This window comes from Clostridium neonatale (assembly GCF_001458595.1).
In the GTDB taxonomy this organism is placed as follows: domain Bacteria; phylum Bacillota; class Clostridia; order Clostridiales; family Clostridiaceae; genus Clostridium; species Clostridium neonatale.
This window is the reverse complement of sequence record NZ_LN890325.1, coordinates 1-16,555: the sequence shown is the minus strand read 5'-3', so window position 1 is coordinate 16,555 and position 16,555 is coordinate 1. Positions and strand designations below refer to the sequence as shown.

Here is a 16,555-nt window from a genome sequence, read left to right as displayed (position 1 = left end):
AACGGTTAAGATTTTTTATTATACTGATGTTCTAAATATATAAGTAAAACTGATATATCAGCTGGAGATACACCTGAAATACGTGATGCCTGCCCTATACTTAGTGGTCTAATATCATTAAGTTTTTGAACTGCCTCTTTTCTAAGACCACTGACATCATTATAATCTATATCCTTAGGAAGCATTTTCTTTTCGAATTTTTTAAATTGCTCTACTTGCTCTAATTGACTTTGTATATATCCTTCATATTTAGTTAATATGTTAATTTGCTCGACAACATCATCAGATAATGCTGGTCTATCTGGATCTAATATTGCTAATGCATTATAGTCTAATTCTGGTCTTTGTAATAATTCATATAGACTTACAGCTTTCTTTAATTCTGAAGAATTTAAAGAGCTTAAAAATTCATTCACTTCATTTTTATTAGTTATTTTTAATTTTTTTATTCTGTCTAATTCATTATTTATATTTTCTTTTCTTTGCAAATATCGTTGATATCTTTCTTCTGTTACTAATCCAACTTTATATCCTAGATCTGTCAATCTTAAATCTGCATTATCTTGTCTTAATAATAATCTATATTCTGATCTAGATGTCATCATTCTATATGGTTCATTTGTTCCCTTAGTAACAAGATCATCTATAAGGACTCCTATGTATGCATCTGAACGTGTTAATATAAGAGGTTCTTTTGCTTGTATCTTTAATGCAGCATTTATTCCAGCTACTAGCCCCTGTGCACCAGCTTCTTCATAACCTGAGCTTCCATTAAGTTGACCAGCTCCATACAAGCCTTCTATATCCTTAAATTCTAATGTAGGTTTTAATTGAGTTGGATCTATACAATCATATTCTATTGCATAAGCAGTTCTCATCATTTCTACGTTTTCTAAACCTGGTAGCGTTCTAAGCATCTTTATTTGAACTTCTTCTGGAAGTGATGAAGAAAAACCACCAACATACATTTCTAATGTATTATTTCCCTCTGGCTCTATAAATATTTGATGTTGAGGTCTATCCGGAAATCTCATAACCTTATCTTCTATAGATGGACAATATCTAGGTCCAACGCCTTTAATACTTCCATTATATATTGGAGATCTTCCTATATTTTCTTTAATTATGTTATGAGTTTCTTCAGTAGTATAAGTTAAATAACAAGCTACTTGGTCTTTTTCTAATTTATTACTCATAAATGAAAACGGAACTATCTTTTCGTCTCCATTTTGTTCAATCATTTTTGAGAAGTCTACAGATCTTCTATTTATTCGTGCAGGTGTTCCTGTCTTAAACCTTCTAAGAGAAATTCCTAAATCTAATAATGATTGAGATAAATCATTTGCTGGGAATAATCCATTAGGTCCCCCACTATAAGAAACTTCACCAATTATTATTTTCCCTTTTAAATAAGTTCCTGTAGCTAAAATAACAGCTTTACATGAAAACTTTGCCCCATTTTTAGTGATTACACCTACAACTTTATTATTTTCAACAATAAGTTCAGTTACTTCTATCTGTCTTATTTGAAGGTTTTCTTGTTCTTCTAAAACCCTCTTCATTCTAAATTGATAATCTTTTTTATCAGCCTGTGCTCTTAACGAATGTACTGCTGGTCCTTTAGATGTATTTAACATTCTTGATTGTATGAAAGTATTATCAATGTTTACTCCCATTTCTCCGCCCAGCGCATCTATTTCTCTAACCAAATGCCCTTTGGCTGTTCCTCCTATATTAGGATTACAAGGCATTAATGCAATAGAATCTAAATTAATAGTACATACTAAAGTATTAAGTCCCATTCGTGCAGAAGCCAAAGCTGCTTCACACCCAGCATGACCTGCTCCAATGACAACTACATCAAATTGTCCGCCCGCATAATTTATAGCCATTTTGCTCCTTCCCTACTTTCCTACACAAAATTCACTGAAAATTTTATTTAATAAATCTTCTTCTAGTTCATCACCAGTAATTTCGCCTAATGCTCTCATTCCTGATGTTATATATATAGATATCAGATCTAAAAATTCATTTGACTGTATTTTTTCTAATGCAATAGTACAGTTTTCTAATGCTCTATATAATGCTTGCTTATGTCTAGTATTAGAAATTATTAAACTTTCTGAATCTATTTCTCCATCGAAAAATAGTTCTTTTATTTTATCCTTTAAATTATCTATACCAATTTCATTTTTAGCTGATATTTCTATTATATTTCTTAAATTTCCTATTATATCATCTGATATTTTTCTATTCAAGTCAATTTTATTTAACAATGTTATGTATTTTTTATCCTTAACAGCATCTATTATTAGCTTATCTTCATCATCTACTTCTCTAGATGAATCCATCATTAAAACAACTAAATCTGCTTCTTCTATTTTTTCTTTAGATCTTTCAACACCAATCTTTTCTACAGTATCTTCTGTATCTCTGATCCCTGCAGTATCAATTATTCTAACAGGAATACCATCAATATTTATATATTCTTCAATTATATCTCTAGTAGTACCTGGAATATCAGTAACAATAGCTCTTTTTTCTTTTAGCAAAGCATTAAGTAAAGATGATTTTCCTACATTGGGTTTACCTACTATAACCATATTTAATCCATCTCTTATTATCTTACCTTCATCAGCATTTTTCAAAAGCTTCTTTATTCTTTCTATTGTTTTATTTATTCCATCCTTAATTTGGAATAATAAATTATCGTCTATTATATCTTCATCATCTTCTGTAAAATCAACGGCATATTCAATTAAAGCTAATACATTTAATAAATATTTCCTTAATTCTCCTATCTCTTTTGATAATGAACCCTTGCTTTGCATTATTGCAGATTTCATCGATAATTCTGTCTTTGCTCTTATTATGTCTATTACAGCTTCAGCCTGACTTAAATCAATCTTTCCATTTAAAAATGCTCTTTTAGTAAATTCACCCGGCTCTGATAATCTTGCTCCAGCCTTAACTATTTCATTAAGCACTCTATTAGTTGCAACAACGCCCCCATGACAATTTATTTCTACAACATTTTCTCCTGTATAGCTATATGGACCTTTCATGTAACTTAATATTACATCATCCACAATCTCATTATTTTCTGCATTTATTACATTTCCATATCTCATGGTGTAAGTTTTCATATTTTTTATATCTTGTTTATTTTTAGGTCTAAAAATACTACTAGCCATATCTAAAGCATTATTTCCTGAAATTCTTATTATAGATATTCCACCTTCGCCAATTGGTGTAGCAATTGCACAAATAGTATCAAATTCTTTCATTGTATATTGTCCTCCTCTTAAAGAAGTCTTTTATATTATTATACCCATTTAAACTAATATCAATTTTACATAACAAAATTTAATTAGTCAAAAATACAGCACTTATTCTTTTTTATAACTTAAAAAAAGAAAGCCTCTAGGCTTTCTTCTAATTATTAGGTTCTATAACAATCCTTCTAAACGGCTCTTCACCTTCACTATATGTATTAACTAAATTGTTATCTTGAAGAGCAAAATGAATTATTCTTCTTTCATAAGGATTCATAGGCTCTAATTTTAGTGTTTTTCTTGTTTTTATAACTCTATTAGCTGATTTTATAGCCACACCTTTAAGAGTTTCTTCTCTTTTGCTTCGGTAATTTTCAGTATCAAGTATAACCTTCTTATGAGGAATATCATGTGACTTATTAACTACTAGTGATAACAAATATTGGATTGAATCTAATGTCTCGCCTCTATATCCAATTATTAATCCCATCTTCTTGCCATAAAGATTAATATTTATAGCATCATCTTTTTCTGTAATAGATATTTCTGCTGTTAATCCCACACATTTAAGTATATTAGCTATAAATTTTCTTGCTTCCTCTATATAATCGTATTTCATTGAAACCCTAATCCTAGCAGGCTTAAATCCAATAACATTGAATAATCCTTTAGCTCCTGGATCTATAATTTCAAAATTAATCTTTTCCTTAGTAGTATTAAGCTCATTCAACGCCTTTTCTAAAGCATCCTCAATATTTTTACCTTCTACTTCAATTGATTTCATATATCAATTCACCACCCTAAGAGTAATAAAAAATTCTTATTATTTTTTCTTTTTTTTCTTTTTAGTACTAGCTAAATTCTTAGGTTCATCAATATTCATTGAAAACTTTTCTTTTTTACTTTCTGATTCATTAACTTGTGTCTTTTTCATTTCTTCCATAGCTGGTCTATAATTCAAGAAATATGTTTGAACAGCTTGAATTGCATTTCCCATAATCCAGTATAAAACTAATATTGATTTAAATTTTATAGACATGAATCCCATCATTCCGGCCATAACAAAATTCATAGTTCTCATATCCATTCCACCTTCCGCTGGACTTGGTTGAGCTTTTGTCATTAAATATGATGGTAGATAAGTTGTTAATGCTGCTAACACAGGTAATATAAACAATTGGTCTGGTCCACCTAAACTTTTAAGCCATAAAAACGGAACTCCATCTAAATCGTTTATCCCCATAAAAACCCAATATAAAGCCATTAATATTGGTAATGGTAATAAAGAAGGTAAACATCCACCTGTTAAACTAACATTGTTTTCTTTATATAGTTTCATTACTTCTTCATTCATTTTTTGTGGATCATTTTTATACTTTTCTTGAAGTTTCTTAACTTCTGGCTGAATTTTCTGCATACCTCTTGTTGATTTTGCAGACTTTATATTTAATGGTAATATTAATAGTCTTATTATTAAAGTAAATATAAAAATAGCTAAAACATAAGAAATACCCTTATCAGATATTCCCATTTGTACATGAACAAATTCATACAAATAATTAAATATAGAAGCCAAAAAGTCAACTATCTTTTGAAACATTAATTAAACTCCCTCCTACGCCTTACTTTACCGGATCATATCCACCCTTACAAAAAGGATTACATCTAAGTATTCTGTAAAATGCCATTATTCCACCTTTTAATGCTCCATATTTGTTTATAGCATCAAGAGCATATTGTGAACAGGTTGGCGTAAATCTACAGCACGAAGGTTTTGCTGGTGAAATATATTTCCTATAAAATTTTATTAGACTTATCAATATTTTCTTCATTATTATATAAGCCTGCCTTTTTTAATAAATTTTGCATTGCTTTTTCAACCTCAAAATAGCTTTTATCTTTTAATGGTTTTCTAGCAATAAAAACAAAATCGTATCCTTTTTTTACATTTTCATAGTTTAATCTAAAGCTTTCACTTATTAATCTTTTACATCTACTTCTAACAACACTATTTCCTACTTTTTTACTAACAGATATACCTATTTTGCTATAATAACCCAAATCATTATTCTTATTCCTCTTATTTTTAAGTATATACATAACTAATATATCATTTGCAAAAGATTTTCCTCTTCTGTATAGAGTCATAAATTCAAAATTTTTTTTTAATCTATAAATCATAGATATTCACAAACTCCTTTTTTTCCTGCATTTGCAGAAAAAAGGCCACTTATTGCGGCCCTTAAGCTGTTAATTTTTTTCTTCCTTTTCTTCTTCTGTTTCTAAGAATGTTTCTTCCTGATTGAGTGCTCATTCTTTTTCTGAAACCATGTTCTTTTTTTCTTTGTCTCTTTTTAGGTTGATAAGTCATGAACATTATACATGCACCCCCTTAAAATAATATTTTATAGTCAAAACTATAATATCACGATTTTAAATTTTACCTTTCTATTATATATAGATACTAAAATCCTGTCAAGAAAACAATATTTGTTGATAATTATAAATTGATGACAGTTTTTTTGTGGATAACTTATTGAATAAGTAGTTTTACTTATGTTATGATAAATATACTATTGTGAATAACCTTTTAAATGTAAAACTTATCCACACCTGTTGATAAAATTGTGCATAACTTGTTTGTTTTATTATGAATTATTTATAGAACCCCTCTATTATTCAGCAATATACCTTGTTTATAACAAATTTCATAATGTTGTGCATTATTTATAAATATCTGATTTCATAAACATAATTATTAACATGTTAGTATACTTATATACATAATTGTAAATAAATATAATATGTTAATATCTATGTTGATAATATGTACATAATGTATAAATAAAAAATTTTAATTTATTTATTTGGAGGAACATAAATGGATACCGATCTAAATAACCTTTGGGAAAAAACCCTAAATATTATAAAAAGTGAACTAAGTGAAGTTAGCTTTAATACTTGGATAAAAAGCTGTCAACCAATATCGATGTCTAATACTAGCATAAAAATAAGTGTTCCTAACTCATTTACTCAAGACATTTTAAATAAAAGATATAAAGATTTAGTTGCAAATTCAATTAAAGCTGTTTGTTCAAAGTTATATGATATTGAATTTGTAATACTTTCTGATGCTTCTGATAAAGAAAACTCAAAAATAAAATCAGATAAACCAACTAGATCAATTATAGTTAATGATGAAATGTCATCAACACTTAATCCAAAGTACACTTTTAATTCATTTGTTATTGGTAATAGCAATAGATTTGCTCATGCAGCATCATTAGCAGTTGCTGAAGCACCAGCTAAAGCATACAATCCTTTATTTATATATGGAGGTGTTGGACTCGGAAAAACGCACCTTATGCATGCGATAGGACATTATATTTTAGAGAGTAATCCTAATGCAAAGGTTGTTTATGTATCATCTGAAAAATTTACTAATGAATTAATTAATGCCATAAAAGATGATAAAAATGAAGAATTCAGAAGTAAATATAGAAATGTAGATGTTTTATTAATAGATGATATCCAATTTATAGCTGGTAAAGAACGTACACAAGAAGAATTTTTCCATACCTTTAACGCATTACATGATGCAAATAAGCAAATTATTCTATCATCTGATAGGCCACCAAAAGAAATTCCAACACTTGAGGATAGACTTAGATCAAGATTTGAATGGGGATTAATAGCAGATATTCAAGTTCCTGATTTTGAAACTAGAATGGCAATTTTGAAAAAGAAAGCAGATGTTGAAAATTTAAATGTTGCAAATGACGTTATGGGATATATAGCTAGTAAGATAAAATCAAACATAAGAGAACTTGAAGGAGCGTTAATACGAATAATAGCGTATTCGTCTTTAACTAATAGAGAAGTTAGTGTAGATTTAGCTACTGAAGCTTTAAAAGACATAATATCTAAAAAGCAAGGAAAACATGTAACTATAGATGCAATTCAAGACATTGTTGCAAGTTATTATAATCTTCGTATAGAAGATTTGAAATCCCAAAGAAGAACAAGAAGCGTTGCATATCCTAGGCAGATAGCAATGTATCTTAGTAGAAAACTAACGGATATGTCTTTGCCTAAAATAGGAGAAGAATTTGGCGGAAGAGATCATACAACTGTTATACATGCATACGAGAAGATCTCTGAAAATTTGAAGACTGATGACACACTACAACATACTGTAAATAATATAACTAAAAAGCTAACTCAAAATTAATTAACAGCTGTATATAATAACTTTATCATATATTGTGGATAACATAAAAAAGATAATTGAATGTTAATAACTGTGGATAACATAATAAGATTATCAATAAATTATCCACACTATTTTTGCATAAAATTCTGTTGATTTCTCTTAGATTAGAGTACTTATCAACAAATTAACAGCTCCTACTACTATTATTACTAATAAATATCTATATATTTATCTATATATTTTTTTAAATCTTGTTAATAAAATAAGGAGGATAACTCATGATCTTTAAATGTGAAAAACAAAAATTTTTAGAAGGAATTTCTATAGTACAAAAAGCAATAACAGGAAAATCAACAATGCCTATTTTAGAAGGAATTTATATAAAAGCTAATAATTCAGGTTTGACATTAATAGGTTCTGATATGGATGTTAGTATACAAACAGTTGTTGATGCAGATATTATAGAAGAGGGATCTATTGTTATAGATGCTAAAATATTTGGAGAAATAATAAGAAAATTACCTAACTCAACAATAAAAATAGAAACAATAGAAAATCAATTAATTAAAATAACTTGTGAAAAATCAGTATTTGATGTAGTTTATATGAATACTACTGAATATCCAGAATTACCTCAAATAAATGAAAATTTAAAAATATCAGTTAATCAAAATATACTAAAAAACATGATTAAAGGAACATCTTTTGCTATAGCTCAAGACGAAACTAGACCTATACTACAAGGAATCTTATTTGAAGTTAAGAATAAAAATTTAAATTTAGTTGCACTTGATGGATATAGATTGGCAATTAGAAGTGAATTTTTAGATAGCGATATGGATATAGAAGTTGTTATACCAGGAAAAACATTAAATGAAGTGTCTAAAATATTAGAAGATATTGATGACATAGTAGATATTACATTTACCGATAATCATATATTATTTAATTTAGAAAAAACTAAAATAATTTCTAGGTTATTAGAAGGAAAATATATAAATTATACTTCACTTTTACCTCAAGAACACAAATTATTAGTCAATGTTAACAGACAAGAATTACAAAATGCCATTGAGAGAGCTTCACTAATGGCTAAGGATGGTAATACCAATTTAATTAAATTAGACTTCCAACAAGATAATCTAATAATAACTTCGAATTCTCAATTGGGAAAGGTAAGAGAAGAAATAGAAATAAAATTGCAAGGTGAGCAAATAGAAATTGCATTTAATTCTAGATACCTTTTAGATGTGTTGAAGAACATTGAAAGTGATGATGTATTAATGAAAATGACATCTGGAATTACTCCGTGTGTACTTGAAGAAAAAGATAATGAAAATTCTAAATACTTGGTATTACCAGTTAGATTGATGAGATAAGGAGAAAAGTATACATAGGTATATTTATGCGTAAAAATGAATGAGGTATCAATTAATACGGAAATTATAAAATTAGATGCATTTTTAAAGTGGGCAGCTATTGTTGGATCAGGAGCAGAGGCAAAATTTTTAATACAAGATGGATTAGTTAGTGTTAATGGGGAAATTTGTACTCAAAGAGGTAAAAAGTTAATAAAAGGTGATGTTGTAAATTTTGATAACATCGATTATAAAATTATATAGTTATAAAAAGTATAGTAAAATTTATTATTATATTTATGTTATAATTGTTATAGGTGCATTACATGTATATTAAAAATATAAGTTTAATCAATTATAGAAATTATGAAAGCCTACAGTTAAATTTAAGTAGAAACGTTAATGTTTTTAAAGGTGATAACGCTCAAGGTAAAACAAATATCTTAGAGGCTGTATATTATTGTGCTTTTGCTAAATCACATAGAACATCTAGAGATAAAGAACTCATAAAGTGGAATAACGAGAATGCTTATATAAGTATTCTCGTTGGCAAAAGTAGATTGGATAAAAAAATAGACATAAATATATTGAGAAATGGAAAGAAAGCTATTAAAGTTAATTCAATTAAGGTTAGTAAGATTGATGAGCTATTTGGTAGCTTTAATGTTGTTATGTTTTCTCCAGAGGATTTAAAAGTAATAAAAGAATCTCCAAGCTTGAGACGAAGATTATTAGACATGGAAATATCCCAAATAAATAAAAAATATTATTTTAATTTAGTTCAATATAATAAAGTGTTAAATGAACGTAATACACTATTAAAGAATAGAACCTTAGATAATGAATTTATTGAGGTATATAATTTACAATTAGCCCAATATGCTGATTATATTATAAAAGAACGGTTAAAATATATAGATAAGATAAATTATTATGGTAATGATATACATAATGAGATAACATCGGGAAAAGAAAATATCAATCTTAAATATACTTCAACAATAGGAGAAGTGAATGATATAAAGTCGAATTTTTTGTTGAAGTTAAGAAATAATTTGAATAAGGATAGAGAACGTGGTTTAACTTTGATAGGTCCACATAGAGATGATTTTAATATTTTTATTAATGGAATAGATGTGAAAACATTTGGCTCGCAAGGACAACAAAGAACAGCAATTCTAACCATAAAGTTTTCCTCTTTAAAGATAATTAAAGAAACTACAGGGGAATATCCAGTTTTATTATTGGATGATGTACTTTCAGAACTTGATGGAAATAGAAAAAAATATATATTAAGTACTATCAAAGATATCCAAACTATAATAACCAGTACAGGAATTGAAGATTTAAAAGATTATCTAGATAACAATGGGAAGATTTTCAATGTTTATAATGGAAAAATAATCGATTAAAGGAGGTTTAAAAATGTTTTTACATTTAGGTGAAAATATAGTAATTTCTATAGACAATATAATTGGAATATTCGACTTAGATAGGGCAATGTATGGATCTGATACAATACAATTTTTAAGGCTTGCAGAAGAAGATGGATTTGTTGAAAGAATATCAAATGAAAATCCAAAATCATTTATTTTGGCAGAAGTAGATAATGTGAGTAAGATATATTTATCACCTATATCTTCTACAACATTAACAAAGAGAATTGGTATAATATAGTTTTAAAATTATTAGTTATAGGAGGAATCTGATTTGGAACAAGAAAATAAAAAGTATGATGAAAATCAGATACAGGTACTTGAAGGTCTAGAAGCTGTAAGAAAGAGACCAGGAATGTATATTGGAACTACAAGTTCTAGAGGTCTTCATCATTTAGTATATGAAATTGTTGACAATAGTATAGATGAGGCATTAGCAGGGTACTGTAAGAAAATAGAAGTTAAAATAAATAATGATAACTCAATTACAGTGACTGATGATGGTAGAGGTATGCCAGTTGGAATACATCACAAAATGGGTAGATCTGCGGTAGAAGTTATAATGACGGTTCTACATGCAGGTGGAAAATTCGGCGGAGGAGGTTACAAAGTATCAGGTGGATTACATGGTGTTGGTGCATCTGTAGTTAATGCTCTTTCAGAAGATTGTACAGTAACTGTAAAAAGAGAAGGGCATGTATGGCAACAAAGTTATAAAAGAGGAAAGATACTAGGGGATCTTAAAAAGATAGGCGAAAGCAATGAAACTGGTACTATGATATATTTCAAGCCAGATCCGGAAATCTTTGAGGAATTAGAGTTTGATTTTGAAATTCTTTCACAAAGATTAAGAGAACTTGCGTTTTTAAATAAAGGCATTTATATAAAATTAATTGATGAAAGAGATCAAAATGAAGAAATTTTTCATTATGAAGGTGGAATAAAGTCATTTGTTACTTATCTAAATAGAAATAAAGTTCCAATTCATGAAGAGCCTATTTATGTTGAAGGAATAAAAGATAATGTATCAGTTGAGGTAGCACTTCAATATAACGATGGATATACGGAAAATATATTTTCTTTTGCTAATAATATAGATACAGCAGAAGGTGGAACTCACTTAGTTGGATTTAAAACAGCACTAACAAGAGTATTTAATGATTATGCAAAAAGATATGGACATATAAAAGAAAATGATAAGAACTTATCAGGAGAAGATATAAGAGAAGGGCTTACAGCTGTAGTATCAGTAAAGATAGAAGATCCACAATTTGAAGGACAGACTAAAACTAAATTAGGTAATAGTGAAGTAAGAGGTATTGTTGATTCAATTGTAGGAGAAAATGTAGGCACATTTTTAGAAGAAAATCCAAATGTAAGTAAGATGATAGTTGATAAAGCATTAATGGCAGCAAGAGCAAGAGATGCTGCTAGAAAAGCAAGAGAATTAACTAGAAAATCTGTATTGGAAAGAACTACATTGCCTGGAAAGTTAGCTGATTGTTCATCTAAAGATCCAAAAGAATGTGAAATATATATAGTCGAAGGAGACTCAGCAGGGGGATCTGCTAAGCAAGGAAGAAACAGAAAATTCCAAGCAATTTTGCCTTTAAGAGGTAAAATATTAAATGTTGAAAAGCAAAGACTAGACAGAATATTAAATGCAGATACTATTAGATCTATGGTTGCAGCTTTTGGTGCTGGAATCGGTAATGATTTTGATATAGAAAAAATTAGATATAATAGAATAATAATAATGACTGATGCCGATGTTGATGGTGCACATATAAGAACTTTATTATTAACATTCTTTTATAGATATATGAGAAAGTTAGTAGAAGATGGGCATGTGTATATAGCGCAGCCACCACTATATAAGGTAACAAAGAATAAGAATGATAACTATGCTTATAATGATGCAGAGTTGGATCAAATATTAGCAGAGATTGGAGGCAAAGATAACTCTACTGATATTCAAAGATATAAGGGACTTGGTGAAATGAATGCAATTCAATTATGGGATACAACAATGGATCCTGAAAAGAGAATTTTACTAAGAGTTGATATAGAGGATGCAATGGCAGCAGATGAAATTTTCACAATATTAATGGGTGAAAAAGTTGAGCCAAGAAAAGAATTTATTCAAAGAAATGCGAAGAACGTTGTTAATTTAGATATTTAGTACTGAATAATATGAGGTGAAGTACATGGATTTTAATGAGGGAAAAGTTATACCTGTAGATATAAACAAAGAGATGAAAAAATGCTATATAGACTATGCTATGAGCGTTATAGTTGGTCGTGCTCTTCCAGATGTAAGAGATGGATTAAAGCCAGTTCATAGAAGAATACTATATTCGCTACAAGGATTAGGATTAACACCAGAAAAGGGCTATAGAAAATGTGCAAGAATAGTCGGAGACGTATTAGGTAAATATCATCCTCATGGTGATAGTTCAGTTTATGATGCATTAGTAAGAATGGCACAAGACTTCTCAATGAGATATATGCTTGTTGATGGTCATGGAAACTTCGGTTCTGTAGATGGTGATAGTGCAGCTGCTATGAGATATACAGAAGCAAAGATGAATAAAATATCTGTAGAGATATTAAGGGATATTAATAAGAATACTGTTGACTTTATGCCTAATTTTGATGGAGAAGAACAAGAACCAGTAGTTTTACCATCAAGATTTCCTAATCTTTTAGTAAATGGTTCATCTGGAATAGCTGTTGGTATGGCAACTAACATACCACCACATAATTTAGGCGAAATAATTGATGGGACTATTATGCTTATTGATAATCCGGAAACAAGTGTTCTAGATCTTATGACTAAAATAAAAGGTCCAGACTTTCCTACTGGTGGAATAATCATGGGAAAGGCAGGAATAAGAGCTGCATATGAAACTGGGAAAGGAAAAATTGTTGTTAGAGCAGATGCAGAAATAGAAGAAGAGAGTGGACGACATAGAATAATTGTTACTGAGATACCTTATCAAGTTAATAAGGCTAGACTTATAGAAAATATTGCTGATTTAGTAAAAGATAAAAAGATTACTGGAATATCTGATTTAAGAGATGAGTCAGATAGAGAAGGCATGAGAATTGTTATAGAACTAAAAAAAGATGCAAATCCAAGTGTTGTATTAAATCTTTTGTATAAACATACAAAACTTCAAGATACATTTGGAGTTATAATGCTGGCATTAGTTGATAATGAGCCAAGAGTATTAAATTTAAAAGAAATATTATCAAACTATATAGATTTCCAAAAAGAAGTTGTAACAAGGAGAACTGTATTTGATCTAAATAAAGCAGAAGCTAGGGCACATATCTTAGAAGGATTAAAAATAGCTTTAGATAACATTGATGAAGTTATAAGCATTATAAGAAATTCTAAGACTACTGAAATAGCTAAAAATACTTTAATGGAAAGATTTGGTCTATCAGAAAAGCAGTCTCAAGCTATATTAGAAATGAGACTTAGAAGACTAACAGGATTAGAAAGAGATAAGATTGAAGAAGAGTATAATGAATTAATGAAATTAATAGAATATTTGAATTCTATATTGGCTAGTGAAGAAAAACTATTAGGAGTAATAAAAGACGAACTAATAGAAATAAAAAATAAATATTCAGATGAGAGAAGATCTAAAATTGAAAAAGTAGTAAATGAAATTGACATTGAGGATCTTATACAAGAAGAAGAAGTTGTAATAACATTAACTAATTCTGGATATATAAAGAGAATTCCTTCTGATACATATTCATCACAAAGAAGAGGTGGAAAAGGAATTCAAGCTATGACAACTAAAGAGGATGACTTTGTTGAGCATATTATGATAACATCTACTCATTCTGATGTACTATTCTTTACTAATAGAGGACGTGTATATAAATTAAGAGCATATGAAATACCTGAGGCAGGAAGACAGGCAAAGGGTACTAATATAATAAATCTTATAGCAATAGAACAAGATGAAAAGATTCAAACTGTATTAACTGTAGCAGATGGTAAAAAAGAGGGATTCCTATTTATGGGAACTAAACAAGGTATAGTTAAGAAAACACATATAAGTGAATTTAAAAATCTAAGAAAGAATGGATTAATTGCTATAAGCTTAAAAGATGGGGATGAGCTTCTTAAAGTTAAAAACACTTACGGAGATGCTAATATCATAGTAGTAACACAGAATGGATATGCTGTTAGATTTAATGAGCAAAATGTTAGAGCTATGGGTAGAACGGCATCAGGAGTAAAAGCAATTAACTTAAAAGACGATGATATAGCTGTATGTATGGATATCGCAGTTGATGATGAAGAATTGTTAGTAATAAGTGAAAATGGATTTGGAAAAAGAACACCTATAAAAGAATATAAAGTTCAAAATAGAGGTGGGGTAGGTTTAATCACATATAAAATTAGTGAAAAAACAGGAAAATTAGTAGGTGCTACAGTTTGTAAGGTTGATGATGAGTTAATGCTTATAAACTCTAGTGGTGTAGCTATAAGAATTAATGTATCAGATATTTCAGTTACAAGTAGATCTGCAATGGGTGTAACTTTAATGAGAACTAGTGATACTGAAAAAGTAGTTGCTATAGCGAAAATATTAAGTAATGATGATGAAAAAGAAGAAATTGATTCAGAAGTTATAGAACAGAAAGATGAAAGACCAATAGAAGAATAATATTAATAAAGAAGGTAATTAATCATTAATTACCTTCTTTAATTTCATAGAAGAATATTATTGTAGAATATAGTTAAGATTAGTATTAAATAAAAATACTAGAGTTTTAAAAAGATATTCAATAAAAAAGGGTATCTGTTTATTCTTTAGAGAAGAATGTAAGCAAGATATATGGAGTATACTATGTACTACTATCCAGGTGTATCATTATATAAAAAACTTAGAAAGATAAAGAAAATGAAAGATATATAATAATAATCTAACAAAAATAAGAACATGTATTAATATCGGATTAATACATGTGTTATTATGTAATACGTCGCTAGGAACTGAGGGCAAAACTTTTAAGTATCAATTGTAAAGTTTGATGCAAATAAAAAAAATAAAAAAAGTTGTTGACAGATGTAAAAAGCGGTGTTAAACTAAGAAAGTCGCTTGAGGGCGACAAAGTAATAACGAAAGTTATGAAAAAGAAAATGGTCTTTGAAAATTGAACAGAATATAATAAACAATTAGTAAACCAGCAATTCTTTTATAAGAGTAAGAGCAAAGATTAAACTTTTTATTGAGAGTTTGATCCTGGCTCAGGACGAACGCTGGCGGCGTGCCTAACACATGCAAGTCGAGCGATGAAGTTTCCTTCGGGAAACGGATTAGCGGCGGACGGGTGAGTAACACGTGGGTAACCTGCCTTATAGTGGGGGATAGCCTTTCGAAAGGAAGATTAATACCGCATAAGATTGTAGTATCGCATGATATAGCAATTAAAGGAGTAATCCGCTATAAGATGGACCCGCGTCGCATTAGCTAGTTGGTGAGGTAATGGCTCACCAAGGCGACGATGCGTAGCCGACCTGAGAGGGTGATCGGCCACATTGGGACTGAGACACGGCCCAGACTCCTACGGGAGGCAGCAGTGGGGAATATTGCACAATGGGCGAAAGCCTGATGCAGCAACGCCGCGTGAGTGATGACGGCCTTCGGGTTGTAAAACTCTGTCTTCAGGGACGATAATGACGGTACCTGAGGAGGAAGCCACGGCTAACTACGTGCCAGCAGCCGCGGTAATACGTAGGTGGCAAGCGTTGTCCGGATTTACTGGGCGTAAAGGGAGCGTAGGCGGATGTTTAAGTGGGATGTGAAATACTCGGGCTCAACTTGAGTGCTGCATTCCAAACTGGATATCTAGAGTGCAGGAGAGGAAAGGAGAATTCCTAGTGTAGCGGTGAAATGCGTAGAGATTAGGAAGAATACCGNCCTGGCTCAGGACGAACGCTGGCGGCGTGCCTAACACATGCAAGTCGAGCGATGAAGTTTCCTTCGGGAAATGGATTAGCGGCGGACGGGTGAGTAACACGTGGGTAACCTGCCTTATAGTGGGGGATAGCCTTTCGAAAGGAAGATTAATACCGCATAAGATTGTAGTATCGCATGATATAGCAATTAAAGGAGTAATCCGCTATAAGATGGACCCGCGTCGCATTAGCTAGTTGGTGAGGTAATGGCTCACCAAGGCGACGATGCGTAGCCGACCTGAGAGGGTGATCGGCCACATTGGGACTGAGACACGGCCCAGACT

Annotated in this window: 14 protein-coding genes and 1 other annotated feature; of the genes, 7 read left to right on the top strand and 7 right to left on the bottom strand. The window is 30.1% G+C overall.

The genetic code is table 11. The annotated features are described in order from the left end of the window. Nucleotides 1–5: 5 nt before the first annotated feature. From mnmG to rpmH, 7 genes are all read right to left on the bottom strand, one after another. Nucleotides 6–1,892: a tRNA uridine-5-carboxymethylaminomethyl(34) synthesis enzyme MnmG gene (gene mnmG, locus BN2920_RS01195; RefSeq protein ID WP_058293237.1), complete on the bottom strand. Its 1,887-nt coding sequence runs from the start codon at nt 1,890–1,892 to the stop codon at nt 6–8. A 12-nt stretch (nt 1,893–1,904) separates the two neighbouring features. Continuing rightward, on the bottom strand, nt 1,905–3,287 hold the full coding sequence (gene mnmE / locus BN2920_RS01190; protein WP_058293236.1) for a tRNA uridine-5-carboxymethylaminomethyl(34) synthesis GTPase MnmE: 1,383 nt from the start codon (nt 3,285–3,287) through the stop codon (nt 1,905–1,907). Nucleotides 3,288–3,435: 148 nt separating this feature from the next. After that, a complete protein-coding gene (gene jag / locus BN2920_RS01185) occupies nt 3,436–4,059 on the bottom strand; it encodes an RNA-binding cell elongation regulator Jag/EloR (protein ID WP_058293235.1) in 624 nt (207 codons plus the stop codon). Nucleotides 4,060–4,098: 39 nt separating this feature from the next. Beyond that, nucleotides 4,099–4,875: a membrane protein insertase YidC gene (gene yidC / locus BN2920_RS01180; RefSeq protein WP_058293234.1), complete on the bottom strand. Its 777-nt coding sequence runs from the start codon at nt 4,873–4,875 to the stop codon at nt 4,099–4,101. Between the two features lie 22 nt (nt 4,876–4,897). Further along, nucleotides 4,898–5,107, bottom strand: a complete 210-nt coding sequence (gene yidD / locus BN2920_RS01175; protein WP_058293233.1) for a membrane protein insertion efficiency factor YidD — start codon at nt 5,105–5,107, stop codon at nt 4,898–4,900. After that, nucleotides 5,070–5,456, bottom strand: a complete 387-nt coding sequence (rnpA, locus tag BN2920_RS01170) for a ribonuclease P protein component (RefSeq protein WP_058293232.1) — start codon at nt 5,454–5,456, stop codon at nt 5,070–5,072. The genes yidD and rnpA overlap by 38 nt, the downstream gene beginning before the upstream one ends. 61 nt (nt 5,457–5,517) lie before the next feature. Further along, nucleotides 5,518–5,652 (bottom strand): 50S ribosomal protein L34, encoded by a 135-nt coding sequence (gene rpmH / locus BN2920_RS01165; RefSeq protein WP_058293231.1) that lies wholly within the window; start codon nt 5,650–5,652, stop codon nt 5,518–5,520. A 504-nt stretch (nt 5,653–6,156) separates the two neighbouring features. On the opposite strand from rpmH, the gene dnaA reads away from it, so the two are divergent. From dnaA to gyrA, 7 genes are all read left to right on the top strand, one after another. Further along, nucleotides 6,157–7,506 carry a chromosomal replication initiator protein DnaA gene (gene dnaA, locus BN2920_RS01160; protein WP_058293230.1) on the top strand — a complete coding sequence of 450 codons (1,350 nt, stop codon included), beginning with the start codon at nt 6,157–6,159 and terminating at the stop codon, nt 7,504–7,506. A 260-nt stretch (nt 7,507–7,766) separates the two neighbouring features. After that, nucleotides 7,767–8,867, top strand: a complete 1,101-nt coding sequence (gene dnaN, locus BN2920_RS01155; RefSeq protein ID WP_058293229.1) for a DNA polymerase III subunit beta — start codon at nt 7,767–7,769, stop codon at nt 8,865–8,867. A 36-nt stretch (nt 8,868–8,903) separates the two neighbouring features. Continuing rightward, complete coding sequence (locus tag BN2920_RS01150; protein WP_058293228.1) at nt 8,904–9,110, top strand: RNA-binding S4 domain-containing protein; 207 nt, start codon at nt 8,904–8,906, stop codon at nt 9,108–9,110. A gap of 62 nt (nt 9,111–9,172) precedes the next feature. Next, nucleotides 9,173–10,258: a DNA replication/repair protein RecF gene (gene recF, locus BN2920_RS01145; RefSeq protein WP_058293227.1), complete on the top strand. Its 1,086-nt coding sequence runs from the start codon at nt 9,173–9,175 to the stop codon at nt 10,256–10,258. A 13-nt stretch (nt 10,259–10,271) separates the two neighbouring features. Beyond that, the gene (gene remB / locus BN2920_RS01140; protein ID WP_058293226.1) at nt 10,272–10,523 is read left to right on the top strand and encodes an extracellular matrix regulator RemB; all 252 of its coding nucleotides are present in this window, start codon (nt 10,272–10,274) and stop codon (nt 10,521–10,523) included. A gap of 33 nt (nt 10,524–10,556) precedes the next feature. Continuing rightward, the gene (gene gyrB, locus BN2920_RS01135; RefSeq protein WP_058293225.1) at nt 10,557–12,464 is read left to right on the top strand and encodes a DNA topoisomerase (ATP-hydrolyzing) subunit B; all 1,908 of its coding nucleotides are present in this window, start codon (nt 10,557–10,559) and stop codon (nt 12,462–12,464) included. Nucleotides 12,465–12,489: 25 nt separating this feature from the next. Beyond that, complete coding sequence (gyrA, locus tag BN2920_RS01130) at nt 12,490–14,976, top strand: DNA gyrase subunit A (protein ID WP_058293224.1); 2,487 nt, start codon at nt 12,490–12,492, stop codon at nt 14,974–14,976. A 561-nt stretch (nt 14,977–15,537) separates the two neighbouring features. After that, nucleotides 15,538–16,296 (top strand) — a sequence feature (16S ribosomal RNA rRNA prediction is too short). Nucleotides 16,297–16,555 lie beyond the last annotated feature (259 nt).

Bases quoted from the DNA above. Each gene is read 5' to 3' on its own strand.
- recF (WP_058293227.1), top strand. From the start codon at position 9,173: ATGTATATTAAAAATATAAGTTTAATCAATTATAGAAATTATGAAAGC.
- dnaN (WP_058293229.1), top strand. From the start codon at position 7,767: ATGATCTTTAAATGTGAAAAACAAAAATTTTTAGAAGGAATTTCTATA.
- jag (WP_058293235.1), bottom strand. From the start codon at position 4,059: ATGAAATCAATTGAAGTAGAAGGTAAAAATATTGAGGATGCTTTAGAA.
- remB (WP_058293226.1), top strand. From the start codon at position 10,272: ATGTTTTTACATTTAGGTGAAAATATAGTAATTTCTATAGACAATATA.
- mnmG (WP_058293237.1), bottom strand. From the start codon at position 1,892: ATGGCTATAAATTATGCGGGCGGACAATTTGATGTAGTTGTCATTGGA.
- rnpA (WP_058293232.1), bottom strand. From the start codon at position 5,456: ATGATTTATAGATTAAAAAAAAATTTTGAATTTATGACTCTATACAGA.
- yidD (WP_058293233.1), bottom strand. From the start codon at position 5,107: ATGAAGAAAATATTGATAAGTCTAATAAAATTTTATAGGAAATATATT.
- dnaA (WP_058293230.1), top strand. From the start codon at position 6,157: ATGGATACCGATCTAAATAACCTTTGGGAAAAAACCCTAAATATTATA.
- gyrA (WP_058293224.1), top strand. From the start codon at position 12,490: ATGGATTTTAATGAGGGAAAAGTTATACCTGTAGATATAAACAAAGAG.
- BN2920_RS01150 (WP_058293228.1), top strand. From the start codon at position 8,904: ATGAATGAGGTATCAATTAATACGGAAATTATAAAATTAGATGCATTT.
- rpmH (WP_058293231.1), bottom strand. From the start codon at position 5,652: ATGTTCATGACTTATCAACCTAAAAAGAGACAAAGAAAAAAAGAACAT.
- yidC (WP_058293234.1), bottom strand. From the start codon at position 4,875: ATGTTTCAAAAGATAGTTGACTTTTTGGCTTCTATATTTAATTATTTG.
- mnmE (WP_058293236.1), bottom strand. From the start codon at position 3,287: ATGAAAGAATTTGATACTATTTGTGCAATTGCTACACCAATTGGCGAA.